Origin of the sequence: Salipiger sp. IMCC34102, from assembly GCF_004145405.1 — a bacterium.
GTDB lineage: Bacteria > Pseudomonadota > Alphaproteobacteria > Rhodobacterales > Rhodobacteraceae > Loktanella.
In genome coordinates, this window is the sequence record NZ_SELQ01000001.1 from 628,025 (window position 1) to 649,112 (window position 21,088).

Annotated in this window: 19 protein-coding genes, 1 tRNA gene and 3 pseudogenes; 14 read left to right on the forward strand and 9 right to left on the reverse strand. The window is 61.1% G+C overall.

The genetic code is table 11. From position 1 onward, the window contains the following. Positions 1 to 60: 60 nt before the first annotated feature. Genes yidD through rpmH form a run of 3 tightly spaced genes read right to left on the reverse strand, consistent with a single transcriptional unit; the run spans position 61 to position 817 of the window. Entirely contained in the window at positions 61 to 282 is a 222-nt protein-coding gene (gene yidD, locus EU805_RS03295) for a membrane protein insertion efficiency factor YidD (protein ID WP_129762507.1), read from the reverse strand. Continuing rightward, positions 279 to 671, reverse strand: coding sequence for a ribonuclease P protein component (rnpA, locus tag EU805_RS03300; protein ID WP_129762508.1), 393 nt, complete (start codon positions 669 to 671; stop codon positions 279 to 281). Before rnpA ends, yidD begins: the two co-directional genes overlap by 4 nt. An 11-nt stretch (positions 672 to 682) precedes the next feature. After that, complete coding sequence (rpmH, locus tag EU805_RS03305; RefSeq protein ID WP_129762509.1) at positions 683 to 817, reverse strand: 50S ribosomal protein L34; 135 nt, start codon at positions 815 to 817, stop codon at positions 683 to 685. Between the two features lie 257 nt (positions 818 to 1,074). On the opposite strand from rpmH, the gene EU805_RS03310 reads away from it, so the two are divergent. The 7 genes from EU805_RS03310 (at position 1,075) to EU805_RS17355 (ending at position 6,682) form a co-directional block, all read left to right on the forward strand. After that, positions 1,075 to 1,824, forward strand: coding sequence for a TVP38/TMEM64 family protein (locus tag EU805_RS03310; RefSeq protein WP_129762510.1), 750 nt, complete (start codon positions 1,075 to 1,077; stop codon positions 1,822 to 1,824). A 1-nt stretch (position 1,825) separates the two neighbouring features. Then, on the forward strand, positions 1,826 to 3,247 hold the full coding sequence (locus tag EU805_RS03315; RefSeq protein ID WP_129762511.1) for an NAD(P)/FAD-dependent oxidoreductase: 1,422 nt from the start codon (positions 1,826 to 1,828) through the stop codon (positions 3,245 to 3,247). Positions 3,248 to 3,268: 21 nt separating this feature from the next. Continuing rightward, positions 3,269 to 4,714: a sensor histidine kinase gene (locus EU805_RS03320; protein WP_129762512.1), complete on the forward strand. Its 1,446-nt coding sequence runs from the start codon at positions 3,269 to 3,271 to the stop codon at positions 4,712 to 4,714. Positions 4,715 to 4,728: 14 nt separating this feature from the next. Continuing rightward, a tRNA-Arg gene (locus EU805_RS03325) sits at positions 4,729 to 4,805 on the forward strand. Between the two features lie 168 nt (positions 4,806 to 4,973). After that, a complete protein-coding gene (locus EU805_RS03330; RefSeq protein WP_207208055.1) occupies positions 4,974 to 5,207 on the forward strand; it encodes an AlpA family transcriptional regulator in 234 nt (77 codons plus the stop codon). A 44-nt stretch (positions 5,208 to 5,251) separates the two neighbouring features. After that, entirely contained in the window at positions 5,252 to 6,013 is a 762-nt protein-coding gene (locus tag EU805_RS03335) for a hypothetical protein (RefSeq protein WP_129762514.1), read from the forward strand. Between the two features lie 528 nt (positions 6,014 to 6,541). Further along, entirely contained in the window at positions 6,542 to 6,682 is a 141-nt protein-coding gene (locus EU805_RS17355; RefSeq protein WP_165351872.1) for a hypothetical protein, read from the forward strand. A gap of 254 nt (positions 6,683 to 6,936) precedes the next feature. Here the strand turns inward: EU805_RS17355 and EU805_RS03340 are convergent, their stop codons facing one another. Both EU805_RS03340 and EU805_RS03345 read right to left on the reverse strand, forming a co-directional pair. Beyond that, positions 6,937 to 7,200, reverse strand: coding sequence for a hypothetical protein (locus EU805_RS03340; RefSeq protein ID WP_129762515.1), 264 nt, complete (start codon positions 7,198 to 7,200; stop codon positions 6,937 to 6,939). Positions 7,201 to 7,730: 530 nt separating this feature from the next. Next, a pseudogene (locus EU805_RS03345) lies at positions 7,731 to 7,874 on the reverse strand (integrase core domain-containing protein); the annotation flags it as partial. 70 nt (positions 7,875 to 7,944) lie between these two features. Here EU805_RS03345 and EU805_RS03350 point away from each other — a divergent pair. After that, a complete protein-coding gene (locus EU805_RS03350) occupies positions 7,945 to 8,139 on the forward strand; it encodes a hypothetical protein (protein WP_129762516.1) in 195 nt (64 codons plus the stop codon). Positions 8,140 to 8,444: 305 nt separating this feature from the next. Here the strand turns inward: EU805_RS03350 and EU805_RS03355 are convergent, their stop codons facing one another. Further along, positions 8,445 to 9,482: a LacI family DNA-binding transcriptional regulator gene (locus EU805_RS03355; protein ID WP_129762517.1), complete on the reverse strand. Its 1,038-nt coding sequence runs from the start codon at positions 9,480 to 9,482 to the stop codon at positions 8,445 to 8,447. Between the two features lie 168 nt (positions 9,483 to 9,650). Here EU805_RS03355 and EU805_RS03360 point away from each other — a divergent pair, with 168 nt between their 5' ends. From EU805_RS03360 to EU805_RS03385, 6 genes are all read left to right on the forward strand, one after another. Continuing rightward, positions 9,651 to 10,682, forward strand: coding sequence for a Gfo/Idh/MocA family protein (locus EU805_RS03360; protein WP_129762518.1), 1,032 nt, complete (start codon positions 9,651 to 9,653; stop codon positions 10,680 to 10,682). A gap of 14 nt (positions 10,683 to 10,696) precedes the next feature. Next, entirely contained in the window at positions 10,697 to 11,641 is a 945-nt protein-coding gene (locus EU805_RS03365; RefSeq protein ID WP_129762519.1) for a sugar phosphate isomerase/epimerase, read from the forward strand. Positions 11,642 to 11,680: 39 nt separating this feature from the next. Further along, positions 11,681 to 12,886, forward strand: a complete 1,206-nt coding sequence (locus EU805_RS03370) for a sugar ABC transporter substrate-binding protein (protein WP_129762520.1) — start codon at positions 11,681 to 11,683, stop codon at positions 12,884 to 12,886. Positions 12,887 to 12,970: 84 nt separating this feature from the next. Next, on the forward strand, positions 12,971 to 13,873 hold the full coding sequence (locus tag EU805_RS03375; RefSeq protein WP_129762521.1) for a carbohydrate ABC transporter permease: 903 nt from the start codon (positions 12,971 to 12,973) through the stop codon (positions 13,871 to 13,873). Next, on the forward strand, positions 13,863 to 14,693 hold the full coding sequence (locus EU805_RS03380; protein ID WP_129762522.1) for a carbohydrate ABC transporter permease: 831 nt from the start codon (positions 13,863 to 13,865) through the stop codon (positions 14,691 to 14,693). The genes EU805_RS03375 and EU805_RS03380 overlap by 11 nt, the downstream gene beginning before the upstream one ends. Then, the gene (locus tag EU805_RS03385; protein WP_129762523.1) at positions 14,690 to 15,763 is read left to right on the forward strand and encodes an ABC transporter ATP-binding protein; all 1,074 of its coding nucleotides are present in this window, start codon (positions 14,690 to 14,692) and stop codon (positions 15,761 to 15,763) included. The genes EU805_RS03380 and EU805_RS03385 overlap by 4 nt, the downstream gene beginning before the upstream one ends. A 430-nt stretch (positions 15,764 to 16,193) precedes the next feature. On the opposite strand, the pseudogene istB reads toward EU805_RS03385, so the two are convergent. The 3 genes and pseudogenes from istB to radC all read right to left on the reverse strand — a co-directional run bounded on the left by istB (position 16,194) and on the right by radC (position 19,538). Further along, positions 16,194 to 16,957 (reverse strand): annotated as a pseudogene (gene istB, locus EU805_RS03390) (IS21-like element helper ATPase IstB). Next, positions 16,887 to 18,527 (reverse strand): annotated as a pseudogene (gene istA / locus EU805_RS03395) (IS21 family transposase). Before istA ends, istB begins: the two co-directional pseudogenes overlap by 71 nt. Positions 18,528 to 18,608: 81 nt before the next feature. Beyond that, positions 18,609 to 19,538: a DNA repair protein RadC gene (gene radC, locus EU805_RS03400; protein WP_242494036.1), complete on the reverse strand. Its 930-nt coding sequence runs from the start codon at positions 19,536 to 19,538 to the stop codon at positions 18,609 to 18,611. Positions 19,539 to 21,088: the final 1,550 nt, after the last annotated feature.

Sequence of the window (21,088 nt, forward strand, 5' to 3'; positions counted from 1 at the left end):
ACGCCGATCCTGGCCATGCGCCAAGGGTGCTTGGCGCGATCGGGCGAAGTTTAGGGCGCATCAGTCGGGGACATTGTCGATGCCGGATCCGCCCCAGGGGTGGCAGCGGGCAAGGCGGCGCAAGGTCAGCCAGCCGCCCTTGAGCGCGCCGTGCCGGCCCAGCGCCTCCAGCGCGTAGGCCGAGCAGGTGGGATGGAAGCGGCACCCGTGGCCGACCCAGGGCGAGAGCAGCAGCCGGTAGGCGCGCACGGGCAGCGCCACGAGATGCGCGAGCGGGGTCACGGATGCACCCGGCGAAGTGCGCGCACGAGGTCGGATTGCAACTGGGTGAAGGACAGGGTGGCCGTGACCTCCTTGCGGCCGACAAGCACGTAGTCCCATCCGGGACGTCCGTGTTCGGGCAGCACAAGCCGGGCCACCTCGCGCAGGCGGCGCTTGGCACGGTTGCGGGCGACGGCGTTGCCGACCTTCTTGGAGCAGGTGAAACCGACGCGGATGCCGGTCTCGTCGCCGTCTCCGCGCTTGCGCGCCTGCAGGTGGATGCCCGTCGTGCCCTGCCGCAGCGCGTGGCTGGCGGCGATGAAGTCGCGACGCTTCGTGAGAACCTGCAAACGCGGAAAGGCCGCCGACGCGGCCCTGTCGGGTGCATTCGGCGGCCGTATCGCGGTCACGCGGGTGTCGCTTATGCGCTCAGCTTCGCGCGGCCCTTGGCGCGACGGGCGTTGATGATCTTGCGGCCGGCCTTGGTGGCCATCCGCGCGCGGAAGCCGTGGCGATTCTTGCGAACCCGGTTGCTGGGCTGGAACGTGCGCTTCATGGCAAATTCTCCGGTTTGGGGGTCGGGGGCAAAGCCCTGCCGCGACCCGGCGTAAATTCAGACCCGTCCTTTAGGACCTCGCCCGGCATGTGTCAACGACCCGCTGCCCTGAAACATGGCCTGTTGCCGGGGCAGGATTTTGTTACAGATTGCACCGCAAAGGCGCGGCCCCGATCACCTGCGCGTGAGGCGGGTTGGCGCCCGGCCGCGTCCGGGCTTCTTACTAGGCGACCGCCCCATCCATGCCAGGACCCCAGATGACCGAATCCCAGTCGCGCCCGAACCCGATCCTGAGGCGCCTGCCGCTGATCGTCATCGTGTTGGCCGCCATCGCGGGGTTCTGGATGTTCCGGGATACCCTCACCTTCGATACCCTGCGCGAGAACCGCGCGGCGCTGCTGGCCTTTCGCGACGCCAACTACCTGCTTTGCGTGCTGGGCTTCATCGCGGCCTATGCGGCGATCGTGGCCTTCAGCCTGCCCGGCGGCACCATCGCCACGCTGACGGGCGGCTTCCTGTTCGGCCAGTTTCCCCAAGGGTTCCCGGTGTTGCCGGGGGTCATCTACAACGTCACGGGGGCCACGCTGGGCGCCATCGCCCTGTTCCTCGCGGCCCGCTGGGGCCTGGGCGACGCGCTCAGCCGCCGGATGGAGGCCTCCGACGGGCTGGTGAAGCGCATCAAGGACGGCATCGACGAGAATCAGTGGTCGATGCTCTTCCTGATCCGCCTGCTGCCCGCGGTGCCGTTCTTCGTGGCCAACCTGGTGCCGGCCCTCGTGGGCGTTCCGCTTTTTCGCTACGCGATCTCGACATTCTTCGGGATCATGCCGGGGGCGCTGGTCTTCACCTCCGTCGGTGCGGGGCTGTCCCAGGTCTTCGATCGGGGGGAGACGCCGGATCTGGGGATCATCTTCGAGCCGCAGATCCTGCTGCCGATCCTGGGGCTGTGCGTTCTGGCGGCACTTCCCATCATACTGAAGGCCGTGCGCGGCAAGAAAGGAGTCTGACATGGCGAACCGGATGAAGGTCGACCTGTGCATCATCGGGGCGGGCTCTGCGGGGCTGTCGGTCGCCGCCGGCGCCGCGCAGATGGGCGCCGATGTCGTGCTGATCGAGGCGGATGCCATGGGCGGCGATTGCCTCAACCGCGGGTGCGTGCCGTCGAAGGCGTTGATCGCCAGCGCCAAGCACGCCCATTCCGGCTGGAGCAATTCCGAGTTCGGCGTGCAGGAGGTCCACCCGGAGGTCGATTACGCCGCCGCGAAGGATCACGTCCACGCCGTCATCGACGCCATCGCCCCCATCGACAGCCAGGAGCGGTTCGAGGGACTGGGCTGCACCGTGATCCGCAAGCACGCGCGCTTCATCGCCGAGGACAAGGTGCAGGCCGGTGAGACGATCGTCGAGGCGCGGCGTTTCGTGGTGGCGACAGGCTCCGGTCCCTTCGTGCCGCCCATCGACGGGATCGAGGACGTCACCGTCCACACCAACGAGACGATCTTCGATCTGCGCGAACGCCCCGATCACCTGCTGATCATCGGCGGCGGGCCCATCGGGATGGAGATGGCGCAGGCGCACCGGCGGCTGGGCTGCGACGTCACGGTGATCGAGGCCGAGCGCGCGCTGGGCAAGGACGATCCCGAATGTGCGGCCATCGTGCTCGACCAGTTGCGCGCCGAAGGCATCGCCATCGAACAGGAGACCAAGGCCGAACGCATCACCAAGGGCGCGGACGGGCTCACGGTTCACACCTCCAAGGGCGATTTCAGCGGCTCGCACCTGCTCGTCGCCGTCGGGCGAAGCGTGAACGTCGAAGGGCTGGATCTGGAAAAGGCGGGGGTGGCTTATGACCGCAAGGGGCTGAAGGTGGACGAGAACCTGCGCTCCACCACGAACAAGCGGGTCTATGCGGCCGGTGACGTGGCGGGCGGGATGCAGTTCACCCATGTCGCGGGCTACCACGGGGGCCAGCTTGTCCGCTCGCTGGTCCTGGGCCTGCCCGCCAAGGCGCGCACCGATCACATCCCCTGGGCCACCTACACCGACCCCGAACTCGCGCAGGTCGGCCTGACCGAGGCGCAGGCCAGGCAGGCGCACGGCGACAAGCTGACGGTGGTCCGGTCCGAATATGCCCACAACGACCGCGCCAACACCGAGCGGCGCACCACGGGGCTCATCAAGGTCATGGTCGTCGGCGGCAAGCCCGTGGGCGCGACCATCGCGGGCCACCTGGCCGGGGAATTGATCGGCCTGTGGTGCATGGCCATCGCGAACGGTCTGAAGATGACGGCGATCTCGAATACCATTTTGCCCTATCCGACCTACAATGAGATCAACAAACGTGCCGCCGGGGCCTATTTCAGTCCCAAGCTGTTCGACAGCGCGGTGGTGAAGAAGGCCGTCGGCGTGGTGCAGCGATGGCTGCCATGATGTGCTGACAGGGGAGGGGCCATGCTGAACACGCTATCGGGACGCCTTCTGATCCTGACGGTCCTGTTCGTGATGCTGGCCGAGGTCTTCATCTTCGTCCCCTCCGTCGCGCGCTTCCGCGAGGATTACCTGCTGAGCCGCCTGGAACGGGCGCAGATCGCCTCGCTCGCGGTGGAGGCGACGGACATGATCTCTCCCGACCTGGAGCGGGAGCTTCTGAGCAACGCGGGCGTGTTCAACGTGGTCCTTCGGCGCGACGATTCGCGGCTGCTGGCGCTGTCCTCGCCGATCCCCGAGCCGATCTCGGCCACCTACGATCTGCGCGACCCGTCCGGCGCGGGGCTGATCCGCGACGCGATCGCCACGCTGATGGACACGGAGGACCGGATCGTCCGGGTCATCGGCGATCCGACGCAGGACGCGGGCCGGCTGATCGAGGTCACGATGATGCAGATGCCCCTGCGCGCGGCGATGCTGGACTACGGGCGCAACATCCTGCTGCTGTCAGCCGTGATCTCTGTCATCACGGCGGGATTGCTGTTCCTGACGATGCGGCTGTTCCTCGTCCGGCCGATCAAGGGCGTGGTGGATCACATGATCGCCTATGCCGCGGCGCCCGAGGACGCGCGCCTGATCATCGAGCCCACCGCCGGGGTCAAAGAACTGCGCGACGCCGAGGTGGCGCTCGCCGCGATGCAGACCCAGTTGACCGGCGCGCTGCGCCAGAAGGAGCGGCTGGCGCAGCTGGGCGGGGCGGTGGCCAAGGTCAGCCACGATCTGCGAAACATCCTGACCGCCGCGCAATTGTTCACCGACCGGATCGAACGGTCCGACGACCCGCTGGTCAAGCGCATGGCGCCCAAGCTGGTGAATTCCATCAGCCGGGCGGTGTCCTTGTGCGAAAGCACCCTCGCCTTCGGGCGGGCGGACGAGCCGACGCCAAGGCTGGACCGGGTGAACCTGCGCGCGCTGGCAGAGGAGGTGGTCGAGGCCGAGGCCCTGGCGCCCGGCGCCGCCGCTGCCCGGATCGAGACGGACGTGCCCGCGGACATGACCCTGCGTTGCGATCCCGAGCAGATGTTCCGCGTGCTGTCGAATCTCGTGCGCAACGCCCGCCAGGCGCTGTCGTCCTCCGGATTGGCTGGACGGATCACGGTGGCGGCGGCGGAGGATGACACGAGCTGGTGCATCCTCGTCTCGGACACCGGGCCGGGGCTGCCGGCCAAGGCGCGCGACAACCTCTTCAAGCCGTTTCAGGGCGGTGTGCGCAAGGGCGGCAGCGGTCTGGGACTGGTCATCGCCGACGATCTGGTCCGCGGCCACGGCGGTCGCCTGCGGCTGGTCGAGACCGGCCCCGACGGCACCACGTTCGAGATACGCCTGCCCAAGGGCGATCTTGCCCTGTCTCCGGATCCGGCCTCAGATTTTCGCCACGAAGGGCTTGCATCGCCCGAACGCGGAGGCTAGATGCAGCGTCACGCGGATTGGTAGCTCAGTTGGATAGAGTACTTGACTACGAATCAAGGGGTCGGGGGTTCGAATCCTCCCCAGTCCGCCAATTAACCTTGAAATCGTTGACTTTTATCGGGGTCTGATCTCTTGTCCCACCATTGGCCCCACCAATGATTTCGCGGTCGATTTTCTTTCGAAAGTCGACGCAACCCAACCGACCGGCGGCTATAACGTAAGTGCTCGTTTACTATAGCCATCCACGGAAGGGACTATCTTGGCTCAAACATATCTCACCGTCGGTCAGGTCGCCGACCGCCTCGGCGTATCGACCGACAGCATCTGGCGTTGGAAGCGCAACGGCGATTTCCCCGCGGCCGTCAAGCTCAGCGCCGGCTCCACCCGGTGGCGCCTTACGGACATCGAGGCCTGGGAGGCGTCGCGGTCGATCTGCTTCGCTATGAACCACGGCACAACAGATAGCGGCTATTTTCTTGAGCTTGCGCTGTGACTCACGAGGAGCGTTTAGCCGAGATGGCGCGACACCGAGAAAGTATGCCTTATGCCGACGGTCGTCCGCGCGAAGTTCCGGCCACTCAAGAAGTCCACGATCTTGATGATGTAACAAAGAGCATTCTTGAGGCACTCGATCACATCGATGATCCAGATTACGTCATGCCAGATCATCTCGTAATGGCGATCAGTCCCAATGAACTTCTGAACGAAAATGGCGAACGTCGATCTTTGCCAGTTCGACCGGAAGGCTGGACACCCGGACCCGGTGAGGAGCACATTACTGCGTGGCGTATCGAAAAAGAACAGCCTAAATTGTCGCGTTACGACCGGGCTTTTCTGAAAAAGACAACGCTTCAGACTAAGTTCGACGAAGAGGCTGACCTACAGAAGAAGCAGCTTATTGGACTTCAACTCTCAAAGGCGATCGAGGTATGGAAAACTGAACTGAAACGTGGAACTGATGATATCTGGCGCGCGCGCGACCGGATTGATGAGTGGCGTTCCGGAGCCGGGCGTTCCGAGCGTAATTCAAGTAGGCGGAAAGTTCGCGCAAAGCCGAATATCATGACTCCCAAAGCTGTCCTTTCATCTGAGACAGTTGAGCAACGTCATGAGCGTGAACGCCTAGCGGACACTGCTCGTAAAAGGCTGGCGCGTGCTTCTTTGACTGAAGGGCAAAAGCTTGCCGTGCGCCAGAAGGACCGAGATAGGAAGGCACTTAAAGCAGCGGAGGGGAAAGCGCGCCGGCTGTCATCTGCTGCTGAAGGGAACGCGGGGCAGCCGTCAGAACTGCCTAAGTAGAACAATTTAGAAGGATAGAACCTAGGAGGCCTGGAACGAGACCAAGCTTTAGGAGGTCCTAGGTATCTGTCTTGTTCTTCAACGCCGGGACAAGACTGTTTTCAAGAAGTTGAAGAACGCCGGAACTGACCGTTTTTTCCGTCCGAAACTGGACGTATTATTATCTCATTTGAGGCTTTACTATATACTTTCTTACATTAACATACTCCGGCCAAAACCGGACGGAAAATACAGGTTCTAGTTCCGGAGTTCGCGCTACTGTATGAGGGACGCATCTTGTTCTGTGGTCTCTCCGGCGAGGGGAGAGCTATGCGATAGTAAGAGCGTGCTGCGACCGCAAGATTCCCTTTCGGCACTTCTCGGAGGCTCTCCTATAAGCGGCTGAGAGAGTTCTGAGTTCACCGTGCGGCGAAAAGCGTGGCAGAGGCGGCGCGATTGCCAGCCTTTAGGCGGCTGAAAGAGTGTAGGATCTCGGCCTAACCGGACCCATGTGATCCGTAGCGGCATTTCTCAGAGCTAGAGAGTTGGATGGACATCGAGAACGAGATTGAACCGCACGATCTCGAAGACATCCATAGCCGCGTAGAGGCGGCCAAGGCACGGCCGGATGCTGACCCTCAGAAAAACGCGAGTGAAGACGATATTCTGGAAGAAGAGGGCGCAGAGTGACCTGATGTCATGCTCGTTGCTGTAGGGCCGCACAGAGCGGCCTCTGGTGCACGGATTGGCTTAGCAGTGGCAAAGAGGGCGTCGCGTCATGCAACGATTCGTAGGGTGCCTTCCAGCGCCTCTCCGGCGGGGCGTGCCGATGCTGTGAGCCAGTTTGCTTGACGCAGGTCTGGTGAGTTCAAGGCGCCCCGCTCGCGCGCGAACCTCGTCGACCATCTCGAGATATATCGCCAGACGGAGCTTACGCGCGGCTCTTATTGCTCAGCGGCATCGCCGAGTTTCGAGAGACCCTGGGAAATGCCTTCGATGAAATCGGTCGAAGCGGGTCGGTTCGTCATCGGGTTGAAGACGACACTGGTCAGGCCGAGCTCTTCGGCGCGGGCCAGGGCCTCCGAGGGAGGGGCTGCCTCCCACATCAGTAACGTCGCACCGGTGTCCTCTGCCATCAACTCAAGCTCGGCCCATTGCGCCTGCGTGGATGCTGCTCCAGTCTCCCATTCGAGTGACGCGATATCCAATCCGTAGGCGCGGACGAAATACTGGTAGCGCGGGTAAGTTGCGATGATCGCCTCGCCGATGAGAGCGTCGGCGATCTATTAGGCGCGCCGGTCGAGGTCCGTAAGCAGAGCCTCACGCCGGATGTCCAGTCCATCGAGGTCCGAGATGCGTCGCGCCATGGTGGTCGCCAGCGACTCAGCCTGCTGGTTGGCCTGCGCGAAGTCGAGTCAGGTGTAGCTAGCGGTGCCGGTATGCGAGTGCTCGCCATCTGCGCCGTGGCTGTGCGTAACGCTTTCGGTTTAGGTATAGGTGTCGGCGAACCCCTGATGAGTGCCGAGCGCGGGGAGCGGACCCTTGCGGTGGCTGAGAGCCTAGAGGCAAGCTGCCATTCGTTGCACATGGGGACCGTCCGCTTTCAGGACCGTCGGGACAGATAGGCTTCAGATGTCCCCGTATGATCGGCAGGCAACTCGAGGATTTCGTTTCCCGCAGAGACAGTGGTCTGCCCCGATCGGGTGGCCTGGATTGGTTGTCAGTGCATGGTCGGCCTTTAATCCGTTGGGACGATGCTTCTCGGTGCGGACGTTGGATAGCGCAGAGCGCTGTGTGGCCTGATCGTATTGTAGTGAACACGCCATTGCTCGATCAGGATTTGGGCTTCTCTCAGGGTAAAGAAGGCTTCGGCGTTGAGCAGCCGCTTGGAGCTGGCCCACGCCTAACGGGACGAGTAGCGGCGTCAGGCTGAGACTGCTGATAAGAATTTGATGGAACTCATAGAACGGCTGGTGGAGATCAAGAACCCCACTGTCGTCAAAGCCATTGAAACCAAGACCGAAATGTTCGAACGGGAGAGGTTCGCGCTTGTTGAGAAGGCTGCTGAGCCGCTGCCGAATGCGGGCAAATTCGAAGAATTTATTGAACTCTCCGCGAGATCCCTCTCAGGCCTTGCTATATATTAAAAATGGTAGCCACTTGGTTCGTCAAACAGTCCTGAGACTGGCTTTTTCTGATCCGCTGACATTCACGCCGGAAAGTGTGCATGGAACACCAAAAATGACCCTACCTTTCAAGTGTTAGGTCATTTTGACAACCAATGGTATGAGGTGGTGCTGTGAGAGGGGATTGAACTCGCTTTTGGTTTAATAAAAGCAATAGGTTACGTGGTCTTTGGTAACACTGGAACGACCTGGAATATGACCGGTTTTTTTCCACGACGCGAGCCCGCATCGTTAGTTTCAACGCGGACCACTGTATTCCGAGCTTCTCAAGTTGCCGCGGACTTCGCGGGGGGCTGCACGGAGGCAGTGACGATAAAGCTGATGGGCATGATCTCGGGTTGTGGATCAGGAGCGGACGGTTCGTAGACCAGGGTGAGGATCGCGTGTGCCATTCGTTGACCAAGCTGATCGAGATTAATGTCGAAGCAGCTGATTGGCGGCGCCAGATGCCGCAGCAGCGGGCTCTGCCGAAATCCAATGACCGAGATGTCGGGACCGGGTCGCAAACCGTTGTTGATCAGCCCCCCGTAGAAACCACTGATCATGGGCTCTGAACACATCAGCATCGCGGTCGGGCGGTCCGCCGCTTTAACAACCTGGGCCGCTACGAGTGCGCCACCTTCCTCGCTGCCGTTCTCAGCGAAGATCAGATCGTCGCCAGTGGGCAGGCCAAGTTCAGTCATTGCTCGCTTCCAGCCGTGGCGATAGAGCTGTGATAGGTTTGCGTCGCCGGCCGGAATACCGACAGCGATCCGTCGATGCCCCAACTCGGCCAGATGCGCGACGGCCTGGCCGGCAGCGCTTTCGAAGTCGAGGTCCATCCACAGGTAATCGCCTGGTGTGGCGGACCGCCCGAGGGTCATGAACGGCATCCGCGCGTCCCGGAGGAGCGCGATACGGGGGTCCTGCACCTTCGTTGCTGTCAGGATGATACCGTCGATGGTGCCGCGTGTAAGAGTCCGCCGCAGGAAATCGAGTGGATCCATTTCGCTGTGACAGGGTAGCAGGACCAAATCGACACCCTCCGTCTGCATCGCTTTCTGCATTGCGTCGGTCACAGCCATGAAGAAGTTGTCGCCACCCGCTGTCGCACCGTGCCCGGTCCCCATCATCAGGCCGATCGTCTGGGTCATGCCCTTACGCAGGTTGCGACCGGCTGCATTGGCGACGTAGCCAGTGCGTAGCGCCATTTCGAGCACCCGTGCGCGGGTCTCCTCATTGACACCGGGCTTGTTGTTCAGAGCGCGCGATACGGTCCCGATCGAGATATTCAGCGAATCCGCGAGCGCCCTGATTCCCGTCATGTCCTGTCGCGTCCTCTGGTTGAGCCTGTCCTGCAGGCAGCAATATTCCGTGTTTGTAAACGTTTACGAAACCTGTTGACAAGTTTAGGCGCTCAGGCCTAGCGTTGTAAACGTTTACGAAAGTGCGCAAGGGAGGAGCTTCTTGCGCATTACCGGAGGAATATCAGTATGTTGAGCGCCGTTATGGTGGGGTGCGGAGCCATGTCGAAAGGCTGGCTTCAGGCGCTGAAAGACACGCCGTATCTGGCGGAAAATGTGGCGATGGTTGGCTTCGTGGACCTCGATCCGGAACTTGCGCGATCACGCGCGGACGCTTTCGGCTGGACCGATGCGGCAGCGGGCGACGACCTTGACGCGATGTTGTCGCGGGTGAAGCCGGACCTGGTGTTCGACGTCGTCGTGCCCCCAGCACGACAGAGTGTCGTCGAAACCGCTTTGCGCCACGGTTGCCATGTCCTGTCGGAAAAGCCGATGGCCGAGACACTGGACGCCGCGCAGCGTTTGATCAAGCTGGCCAGCGACGCAAGGCGTCTGCACGGCATCGTGCAGAACCGCCGCTGGTTGCCAGGCATTCGCAGGGCGCGGGCGTTCGTGGCGTCGGGTGCGCTGGGCGACCTGACGGCGGTGCACTGCGACTTCTTCATCGGGGCGCATTTCGGTGGCTTCCGGGACGCAATGGAGCACGTCTTGCTGCTCGACATGGCGATTCACACTTTCGACGCCGCCCGCTTTCTGACCGGGCAGGACGCAACGGCCGTCTATTGCCGCGAAACCAACCCCAAGGGGTCGTGGTATGCCCACGGCGCTGCTGCCGATGCGCTCTTCGACCTGACGGGCGGTGTCGCCATGACGTATCGTGGCAGCTGGGCCGCCGAGGGTGCGAATACCTCATGGGAATCCGAGTGGCGTATCATCGGCAGCAAGGGCACGCTGCTGTGGGACGGAAATGATGGCTTTGACGCCCGTGTGGTCGACGCTGACGAAGGGTTCCTGCGTCCGACCCGCTCCATCGAGGCGCCAAAGCCTACGGACGCGGTGATCTCCGGCCATGCCGGCGTCATCTCCGATTTCGTTTCCGCCGTGCAGGCCGGCAAGGCGCCGCTGACTCCTGGAACTGACAATATCAAAAGCCTCGCCATGGTTCTGGCCGCGATCGAAAGCGCGGACACCGGGCGTCGCGTGACACTTCCCGCTGTTTGAAAGGCTGAAGACAAATGACAGACCCGCTTAAAAAGATCCGCATCGGCACGATGATACAGGCGACTGGCGGACAGGCTGCCACGCGGATCGGTGAGATCGCCGACATGGGGTTCGAAAGCTTCGAGCCATTTTTCTGGCAAACAACCAACGGTCAGGATCTTTCTGAACTGGGAAAGCGCTGCGTCGACGCAATCGGGGACCGTGACATCACGATGTCCACGCTGGGCATGTTCGGCAACCCGCTCGAAGACAAGGAGCTGGACCGCGAAACCTTGCAGGGCTGGAAAGACTGCATCGACAACGCCCATCATTTCGGTGCGACGTGCGTTGCGGGATTCACCGGTCGGGTCCGGGGCAAGCCGCTGACCGACAGCCTGCCGGCCTACAAGAAGGTCTGGTCCGACCTTGCCAAACGCGCCGCCGACAAGGGTGTGAAGATCGCATTCGAGAACTGCGCGATGGATGGCAACTGGCAGACCGGCGACTGGAACATCGCCCATAACCCCGACGCTTGGGAGCTGATGTTCAACGAAACCCCCGACGACAACCTTGGGATCGAGTGGGAGCCGTGCCACCAGATGGTTTACCTCATCGACCCGTTGCCGCAGATCCGAAAGTGGGCCGACAAGATCTTTCACGTCCATGGAAAGGACGCGACGATCCGGTGGGAGGTGATCCGCGAGCACGGCATCTTCGGTCGTGAACCCTTCGTCTGGATGCGGACGCCGGGCTTCGGTGACAGCAACTGGACAGACATCATCAGCGAGTTGCGGTTGGCCGGCTACACCGGTTCCATCGATATCGAAGGCTGGCACGATCCCGTTTACCGCGACGATCTGGAGATGACCGGCCAGCTCGCCGGCCTCACTCACCTCAAACACGCCCGCGGCGGGCTGACCCATGTGCCTGCGAACGGCGCCTATGAGGGCGGCGATCCATCGCTGAAGAAATCCGCCTGAGGAGAGGCGGCGACTGTAACCCAAGTGGAGGACACACGCATGACGATCAGGACACTTTTGGCTGGGACCGCGGCAATCGCTGCAAGCCCCGCCTTTGCCCAAGAGCAGGTGGAACTGGACCTTTGGACGATCGACGATCCGGGTGAATACCATTACGTCATGGCTGAAGAATACATGGCCGCGAACCCGGAGGTGACGATCAATCTGCGCACCGTCCAGTTCCCCGACATGGTCAACGATTTGGCTCGCGCAATCGCCACCGGCGACTCGCCCGACATCACTTACATCGACAATCCGGAAGTGGCGCTTTTCGCCTCGCGCGGTCTGTTGATGGACCTGTCGCCCTATATCGAAGCCTCGGATATCGTGAACGCCGAGGACATCTTCCCCGGGCCATTGGCATCGGTCAGCTATGATGGCGGCATCTACGGCATTCCGCGCGGGGCAAACACCATCGCGCTTTACTACAATGCTGACATGTTCGAGGCCGCGGGCCTGGATCCCGACGCCCCGCCACAGACATGGGACGAACTCTACGAGGCCGCCAAGGTGCTGACCAAGCCCGAAGACAACGTCTACGGCCTCGCCTTCAGCGCCAACGGCAACGAGGAGGGCACCTTCCAGTTCCTGCCTTGGGTCCAGATGACCGGCGGCGATTACGACAATATCGCCACCCCCGGCGCGGAACGTGCGCTGACGCTGTGGAAGGCCTTCATCGACGAACGTCTTGCGTCACCCGACACGTTGATCCGGGGACAGTGGGACAGCACGGGCACTTTCAATGCGGGCAATGCCGCGATGTCGATCTCGGGGCCGTGGGAAATTCCACGCATGAGCGAAGAAGCGCAATTCGACTGGCGTGTGGCCCTTCTGCCGGTGCCGGACACAGAGGCGGAACGTGCGTCTGCCTTGGGTGAAGGCGACAACGTGATCCTGGCCAACACCGATGAGCCTGAAGCGGCCTTCGCTTTCCTCGAATTCCTTTACGACAACATGGACCGGGTCTGGAATGAATTCGGCTATCTGCCCGCCAGCGAGGTGGAGGTCGTCGATCCGAAGTTCCCGGAGGCTTACGCCGTCTTCGAGGAATCCATGCAATACGCCCGCAATCGCGGCCCGTCGCCGGATTGGCCGCAGATCAGCAAGGCCGTTCAGACTGCGATCCAGTCAGCGCTGACCGGTCAGGCAACCCCCGCCGACGCCCTGGCCGAGGCGCAAGAGACGATTTCGGACGTGGTCAACTAGACCCGACCGTCATCCAGCGGGCCGCTGTGGTCTCCCTCCCGCCGACGGCGGCCCGCCCCTATTCCCAAGCGCAGGACAACGCCCATGTCTGCCCCCACATCATCTTTCCGCGACGGTCGCGGGTTCGACCGGATACTGGTCTGGATCACCCTCGGCTTCCTGATCGTCTTCTCGGCCTTTCCGCTGGTATATAACGTCATCATGTCGTTCCAGAACGTGGACCTGTTCACGCTGGCGTCTTTCGACCGGCCCTTCGTCGGCCTCGACAATTACGACGAGGTGCTGACCCGCAACGCCACGCAGATCATCGTGCGCAATACGGCCGTTTTCGTGGTCCTGTCCGTTGCAGCGCAATTGAGCATCGGTTTCGCCCTCGCGCTGTTCTTTCAGCAGCGCTTCCCCGGTGCGACTTGGCTGCGCGGGCTCTTTCTTGCAGGCTGGATCATGCCCGGCCTCGTGGTCGGCGGCGTCTGGAGCTTCATTCTGGCTGGTGACTTCGGTGTCTTGAACTGGCTTCTGCAGACGCTGGGGGTCACCGACGACAAGATCTTTTGGCTCTCGGATCCGTCGAAATCGCTTTACTCCGTCATCATCGCAAACGTCTGGGTGGGCGTGCCGTTCAATATGATCCTGCTTTCGGTGGGATTGGCCGCGATCCCCGATGATATCTACGAGGCGGCGGAGCTCGACGGGGCAGGGCGCGTCTGGCGGTTCCTGACCATCACGCTTCCACTCATGCGCGCGCAACTCGGTGCCGTCATCTCGCTCGGCATCATCTTCACGCTTCAGCAATTCGACCTCTTCGCGGCCCTCACGCAAGGCGGTCCGTCGAACGGATCCAACGTCATGCAATACTGGTCGTGGGAGCTGTCCTTTCAGGATTACCGCATCGGGCAAGGCTCTGCCGTTTCGGTCCTCATGATCCTTGTGGTGATCGGCGTTGCCGCGATCTACGTCCGCTCGACGAGGCACGAACATGCTGCGTGATGAACGTCTTTCCCAATACGCTTTGCTGACCGTCGCGCTGGCTCTGGTCGCGACCTATCTTTTCCCGGTCTACTGGATGTATGTCACGGCGCTTAAATCGGGAAACGAGATCGTCGCCTGGCCGCCGACATTCTGGCCCGCCGACCCCGACTTTGCCGCGGCAGAGGTCTGGGAGAGGTTGCAGATGGCAACCTACATGAAGAACTCGGTTATCATCGCCGTGGGTGTCACCCTGATCGTCGTTACCCTGGGCACCGGTTGCGGCTATGCGCTGGCCCGGGTGCGGTCGCGGTGGATGGACGTGGTTCTGTTTGCCATCCTCATGATGCAGGTCCTGCCGTCGTCGCTGATGATCACGCCGATCTTCGTCGCCTTCAGCCAGATCGGCCTACTGGATTATCCCCGGACCGCCGTCATTCTGGCGCAGGCGGCCAAGGTGCTGCCCTTCTATGTGGTGCTGACGCGGGCCACGTTCATCCAAGTGCCCAAAGAGCTGGAGGAGGCCGCGCTCGTCGACGGCAACAGCCGGATCGGCGCATTTCTGTCGATCAACGTGCCGCTAGCACGCAACGGTATCCTTGTGGCGGCCCTGCTGATTTTTCTGCAAAGCCTCGGTGAATACGTCTATTCCCGCAGTCTGATCCAAGCCCGCGCCTTTCAGCCCGCCACCGTCGGTCTGCAAAGCTTCATGGGGCCGAACACCTCCGATTGGCAGGGCGTCATGACCTATGCGGCGATCTACGTCACGCCGATCATACTCTTCTTTGTGCTGCTGCAACGCCAGATCGTCAGCGGCCTCACGTCAGGAGCGCTCAAATGAACATGCAGATCGAGATCGATCAGATTGACAAGTATTACGGGGCCTATCACGCCCTGAAAAGCGTCGATGTCCGCATCCCGCAGGGGCAGTTTGTGGCCTTGGTGGGGCCCTCCGGTTGCGGCAAATCCACACTGCTGCGCACAATCGCGGGGCTCGAGACAATCTCGTCCGGTGCGATTCGCATCGCTGGCGCGGATGTCTCGTCGGCTCCGCCGCGCCAGCGTGATCTGGCGATGGTGTTTCAGTCCTACGCGCTTTATCCGCATAAGACGGTCGCCGGTAACATGACCTATGCTCTTCGGTTGAAAGGCATGAACCGTGCGCAGGCCCGCGCCCGCGCCGAGGAGATCGCGGCCATAACCGGGCTTGAAAAGCTCATGGATCGCTATCCGCGCGAGCTGTCCGGCGGTCAGCGCCAGCGCGTCGCCATGGGCCGCGCCATCGTGCGCGAACCGCAGGCATTCTTGTTCGACGAACCGCTTTCCAACCTCGATGCAGCATTACGAGTTCACATGCGCGCTGAGATCCGCAAGCTGCATGACCGGATCGGCGCGACCTCTGTCTATGTCACTCACGACCAGATCGAGGCGATGACCATGGCCGATCATGTGGTCGTCATGCGGGCAGGTGTTATCGAACAGCAGGGCGCCCCGCTCGATCTTTATGACCGGCCCGTCAACCGCTTCGTCGCCGGCTTCATAGGTTCGCCTGCGATGAATTTCGTGCCCGCTCGGGTAGGCGACGACGGAGGCCACGTGATCCTCGACCTTCCCGGTTCGCCGCGCTTGACATTCGACGGTCATCGCCCCGCCGGTGAGGCGGTAATCGTCGGCCTTCGGCCGGAGCACCTGATCCCCGGCACCGGCGATAACGCTTTATCGCTGCCGATCGCGAATGTGGAACGCACCGGGTCAGCCACGTTCGTGAGAACGGCGACGGATCCTGATGTCATGATCGCGGCCAACGACAGATTGGCCGGAGTCACGACCGGCACGATCACCGTCACAATCCGACCGGAGCTGATTTATTTGTTTTCGCCGGAAACAGACGGTGCCTTGCGCACAGGCTAAACAGTTCGAGCCTAGGTGTTCGATCCCACGGCTTTATAGTGTTTCCTTTCACAAGGCAGGAAGGACGCTTTGTGGGAAAAAATCTTCACGGGAGAGCCACTAACACGCACGCCGTCAGAGCTGTAATACAACGATCGTAATCTTCGCTCGCGCAGATGAGCATAGAGACGGGCATCGATCTTAACACGGTTACGATGAGGCGGATGCAACCGGTGAGGTCCGGAAGACCGGGTCAATTCAACCGCGTTCGACCGCTTTGATCGAAGCAGATGAAGCGACAATTGCCGAGTTCCGGCGCCACATGTCAATCGGCACGCAATCTTGACCCCTATCGGCATCCAAAAATAACCCCCTCGGAGCGCTCGGGTAGCTGGTCCGATGCGGTGTAGCCCTCATACAGCGCAGCCGTATCGGGCCAGCGGGGTTTTGGTCATTCGCGGGTCTTGAAGCGCCAGCTTTCGTTGCCGGTTTCGACGATGTCGCAGTGGTGGGTAAGTCGATCGAGTAACGCTGTCGTCATCTTGGCGTCTCCGAAGACCGACGGCCATTCACCGAAATCGAGATTGGTCGTCACGATGATCGATGTGCGCTCGTAGAGGTGACTGACGAGGTGGAACAGCAGCTGGCCGCCGGTCTGAGCGAAGGGAAGATAGCCGAGCTCGTCGAGGATCAGGAAGTCGAGGTTGCACAGAAGATCCGCAGTGCGCCCTTGGCGATCAGCGCGGGCTTCGGCGTCGAGTTTGTTCATCAGGTCGACGACGTTGAAGAAGCGGCCGCGCTTGCCGCGGCGGATGCAGGCCCTGGCGATGCTCACGGCAAGATGGGATTTGCCGGTCCCAGTGCCGCCGATAAGCACGACGTTGCGTTGATGCTCAAGGAACTCCCCGGAGGCCAGATCGCGCACCAGCGTCTCGTTGACCAGCGTTTCTTCGAAGCTGAACTCGTCGACCTCTTTCGCCAGCGGCAGCTTGGCAGTCGTCATCTGGTATTTGATCGAGCGCGCCGTTCGGCATGGCCTCGAAACGGTGGCGGCACATGCCTCACCTCGCTGATCTCGGCATTCAACAGGTCGCCGACAATCTGTTGCGGTTCGTGCTGACGCTTCACCGCCGTGGTGATGATCTCATCGTAGGCGGCCTTCATGCCGTAGAGCTTCAGCTGGCTCATCGCATCCAGCACCTGTGATCGTTCCATGGTTGGGTCTCCTGAGGCTGTCGTAGCGTTTGCAATCGGCGACGGGTTCGCAGGTCAGTCGCAATGCGGCCGGCGTATCGATGGTCAGTGGCGGGGTCGGCTCGCGATATCGGGCCAGGATGTCGATGACGACCGAGGCCCCGGGAACCCCTTCGTTCAAGGCTTCGGCGCAGGCAGAATCCACCGCATCCAGCCCGTCGATCGGGATCATGCTCAGGATCTGGACCATCTGCCGGTCACCGTTCGGCACCTTGCCAAGCTTGCGCTGCACACTCTTGATCGCTGGCGGCAGGTCCCAGTCCTTAAAGGGCGCGCCATTCCTGAGCGCGCCCGGTTTGCGAGCCAGAACAGGGATGTAGTGCAGCGGGTCGCAGATGGCCTTGTCGCGCCCGAAGGCTCTGTCGTGCTGCCCCTCAATCTTGCCGTCCTGCCAGAACTCGACCCGCTCAGCATAAGCACGGATTTCAACTAGGCGACCGACGGCCCGACCATCCACCGAGTAGCGGTTCTTATCGAACCGAACGAGGCAGGTTTTGGACACCGAGGCAGGCAGCGCGTGGAAGCCATTGAAGGGGCCGACATACGGCACCAGGCTGGCGCGTTCTTGCTCGAACACCTCCCAAGTTGTCCGATCCCGGAACTCGGGGTGCGGGTTAGCCTTGGCCCAGGCAACACAGCGATCCTCGAGCCATGCGTTGAGCTCGGTGTAGCTCTTGAACTTTGGCCGAGGCACGAAAAACCGCCGTCGGACAACGCCGACCTGGTTCTCGACCTGTCCCTTCTCCCAGCCGGATGCCGGGGTGCAGGGCCGTTCATTGCGGCGCCATTGGTTCAAGCCCAATGGACGGCGGATCGACGAGGTAATGCCCGCACATCTGCTGGAACCGCCGGTTGTAGGCGCGGTCGCGGCCGACGAAGATCGTATCTACTGCGGTCTTCGCGTCCATTGTCCTCGGACCGATGGCGGACAATTCCCGCTGTCGTAGATGCCCCGCGCACAGGCTCCACCGAAGAAGGCAAAGGCCTTGTCGTGCGCATCAAACACCATCTCCTGCGTCTCGCGCGGATAGGCCCGCACGAACAGCATCCTGCTGTGGCAGAGGCGGACGTGCACCACCTTCACCATGGTCGTCGCGCCATCGATCATTACGATCTCGTGGCTCCAGTCGAACTGGTAGGCCTCTCCCGGATCGAAGCTCAGCGGCACATAGGCGGCGGCCGATGCCTCCCCTTCCTCCATGGACCACGAGGCCGCGTAGCGCCGGACAGCATCGTAGCCGCCGTCATATCCGACGGCTCTGAGTTCCTCGAAAATCCTGATCCGGGTCAGCCTCTCGCGCTTGGGCTTCCGTGAGTTCACCGTCAGCATCTCGTCGAGCATGTCTTTCCAAGGCCAGATCTTCGGCAACGGTTGAATGGTCCGCTCGTAGGTGAGTTCCGTCGCACCGGAACGGATCACCTTGCGAACCGTGTTCCGCGATACCCGCAGCTCTCGACAGATCTGCTTGATCGACTTCTTGTCTTGAAAATACGCCCGCCTGATCTTCGCAATCGTCTCCATTACCATCATCCTACACTGCGCTCCCCGATGGCCTCGGGGGCATTATCCACACCAGTGTAAGGGGGTCATTTTTGGATGCCGATCACCCCGCTACGGGGTCAAAATTGCATGCCTGTTCACAACATGGTCATAGAGATCGACATCGATGGTCTTGCAAGCCCGCGCGATGTCTGCGGTCATCGCGATGTCGGCCTGGCTGGGTGTCACGCTGCCAGATGGATGGTTGTGCACAAGGATCATGGAGGCAGCAGACAGTTCCAGCGCGCGTTTGGCAACCTCGCGCGGATAGACCGGGACATGATCGATCGTCCCACGCGCCTGCTCCTTGTCCGCGATGACGACGTTGCGAGCATCGAGGAACAGGATGCGGAACATCTCGGTGTCGCGGTGGGCCATGGTCGTGCGGCAGTAGTCGATCATGTCGTTCCAGTTCGTCAGAGCGGACTTCTGCACGACCTTTGCCTGTCCCATCCGATGCGCGATCGCCTCAGCGATCCGCAACTGCAGCCAAACCTTGTCCGTCGCCCCTTCGACCTTCAAAATTCGATGCTCGGACGCCGCGATTACCCCGTTGAGATCGCCGAACGTCGATAGAAGCCGTTTGGCCAGTGGCTTTACGTCGATCCGGCGGATTGCGTTGAAAAGCAGCAGTTCGAGAAGCTCATATTCGGGCATGCCGGCATGCCCGCCGGTCAAGAACCGCTGGCGAAGGCGCTCTCGGTGGCCCAAGTAGTGCGGCCGGGCCTGGCCATCTGCGCCCGTGATCAAGCCTCCACCGGCAGCGACGTCGCTGCGCAGTCGGGCCGTCCTCGCGTAGCGCACTTGTGGCGTTTGAGCGTAGGCCTCTACTGGCGGAACACGGGCGTCGAGGTCGCGAAGCCCTTGCGCAGCGGAATCAGAAAAGCCGGAGGTTTTGCTTTGCGACCTGCGGTAGCTCGGAGGCTGCCGTTTGGTGAGCTTTTCTGCAATGTCGAGCATCCGCTCGAGGAGTGAGAATTTGCTGTTCCTCGAGAATCTCATCATCCACCTTGCATGTCACACGATAATCATTGGGTAAGATAGTTAATGATCTGTAACCCTGCGCAAGACCGTCAAAGCACGGATTGGAATCGCGGCTTGCCGCTCAAAACGCGTGTTCGAGACCTATGAGATCGTAGGGCAAGTAACAACTATGGAGCAACTTTTCCGCTCCGGAGGCCCTCGCCTCCGCCTTGCATGCGCCTTGCATAACCTTTACATATCACGGGTTCGTGAGCAAAAATGTAAAGGTTCGTCAAGGTTCGAGGCAAGTTCCGGACGACCCTGATTTTCCAGACACCCAATAAAATAAGCCTTTTCAGCTATCGAGCCTTGCATGCAAGGCGAAAGGCATTTTTGGGCCGGATGTAAAGGTCGCGCAAGGTTCCGCATGGCAGTCGCAGTCAGGCAGCTCAGGTTCCGGACCACCCAAAAGACAGAGACAGACACCACCCCCCGAAATCGCGCGGAGAACGTCACCAGACGCTATCCAGCTATTTGCAGCACACCTGACGCAGAGAGAGCAGAGGGCGCACTCTAGCACGTCTCCCAGCGAGCCCAGCAGCATATGTGCGATTATAGATCTAGCTGGATAGCTGAAGTCGCTGATCGGCGTGAGCACATTTGCTTTCCCAAGATGGCTATTGGAGCGGAAGTCTCAGATTGATTGAGACAGGTGAAATCAAGACGGAGCCGAAAGGCAGAAAGCTGCTGCGCCGCGCCTCGGTCACGCAGAGTGTCCCTGCCTCCAGAGTGCCCATTGCCGTAGCTCTACGGTGTCGACGACCTACAAGAGATGAAGCCGCTTCGCAGAAGATGCAGAGTGATACCCGCAAGACGGCGTGCTTATTTGACACCGAACCATTGGCCGGGGCCGAGATGCTGCTTGCGCGACAATTATCGCGCCTCTCGACGTTACTGGGCTTGTCTCGGTCCAAAAGGTCGGCTGGCCGGGGGCTCCTGCCTCGGCCGTTCCCTTGTGATCCAGAACCGCTTCACCGCCGGAGGCAGAGAGAGGTGCGGACGAAGGATCTGCCGAAAACACCAGAACGCATTTTGCCCTTTACTGAATGTTTCTTACTTAGAGTATATATTAATGACGAAGTGTGGCTCTGAAGTCAGTGTCCGGCGTGTTCGCGCTTTTGACCCCGAAGAGCCTCGTTCCGGCACGAGAAGCGGTGTTTCTTGCAGAGCGAGGCGAACCGAGAGTGCTCTACTCCGACGCGGAAGCGCACGCGCCGACCCCTACGTTTCTAATAAATCTAGGAAAAAGTCCGATCGTTTACAATAGTGGACTACCGCGGGGCAGGGGGTGGCGCAGTCTAACAATGGCTAAGTTTCCAACGAGCCTCTACAGGCGCGCGCTCAACATAAAGACCCAGCCAGCCGGGGAAACGATGGATGGGGATCCAAGCTGCAGTCTTTCCAACTTCACTTAACAGATCGTCTTTCGATTGCGATTTCGTGAAGAAAATTTTGTAAAATTATTTCGAGCATCTTGACTTCTCCGGTGACGCTTCGCGCCTAAGTTGAGACTCGCCATAGTATATTGC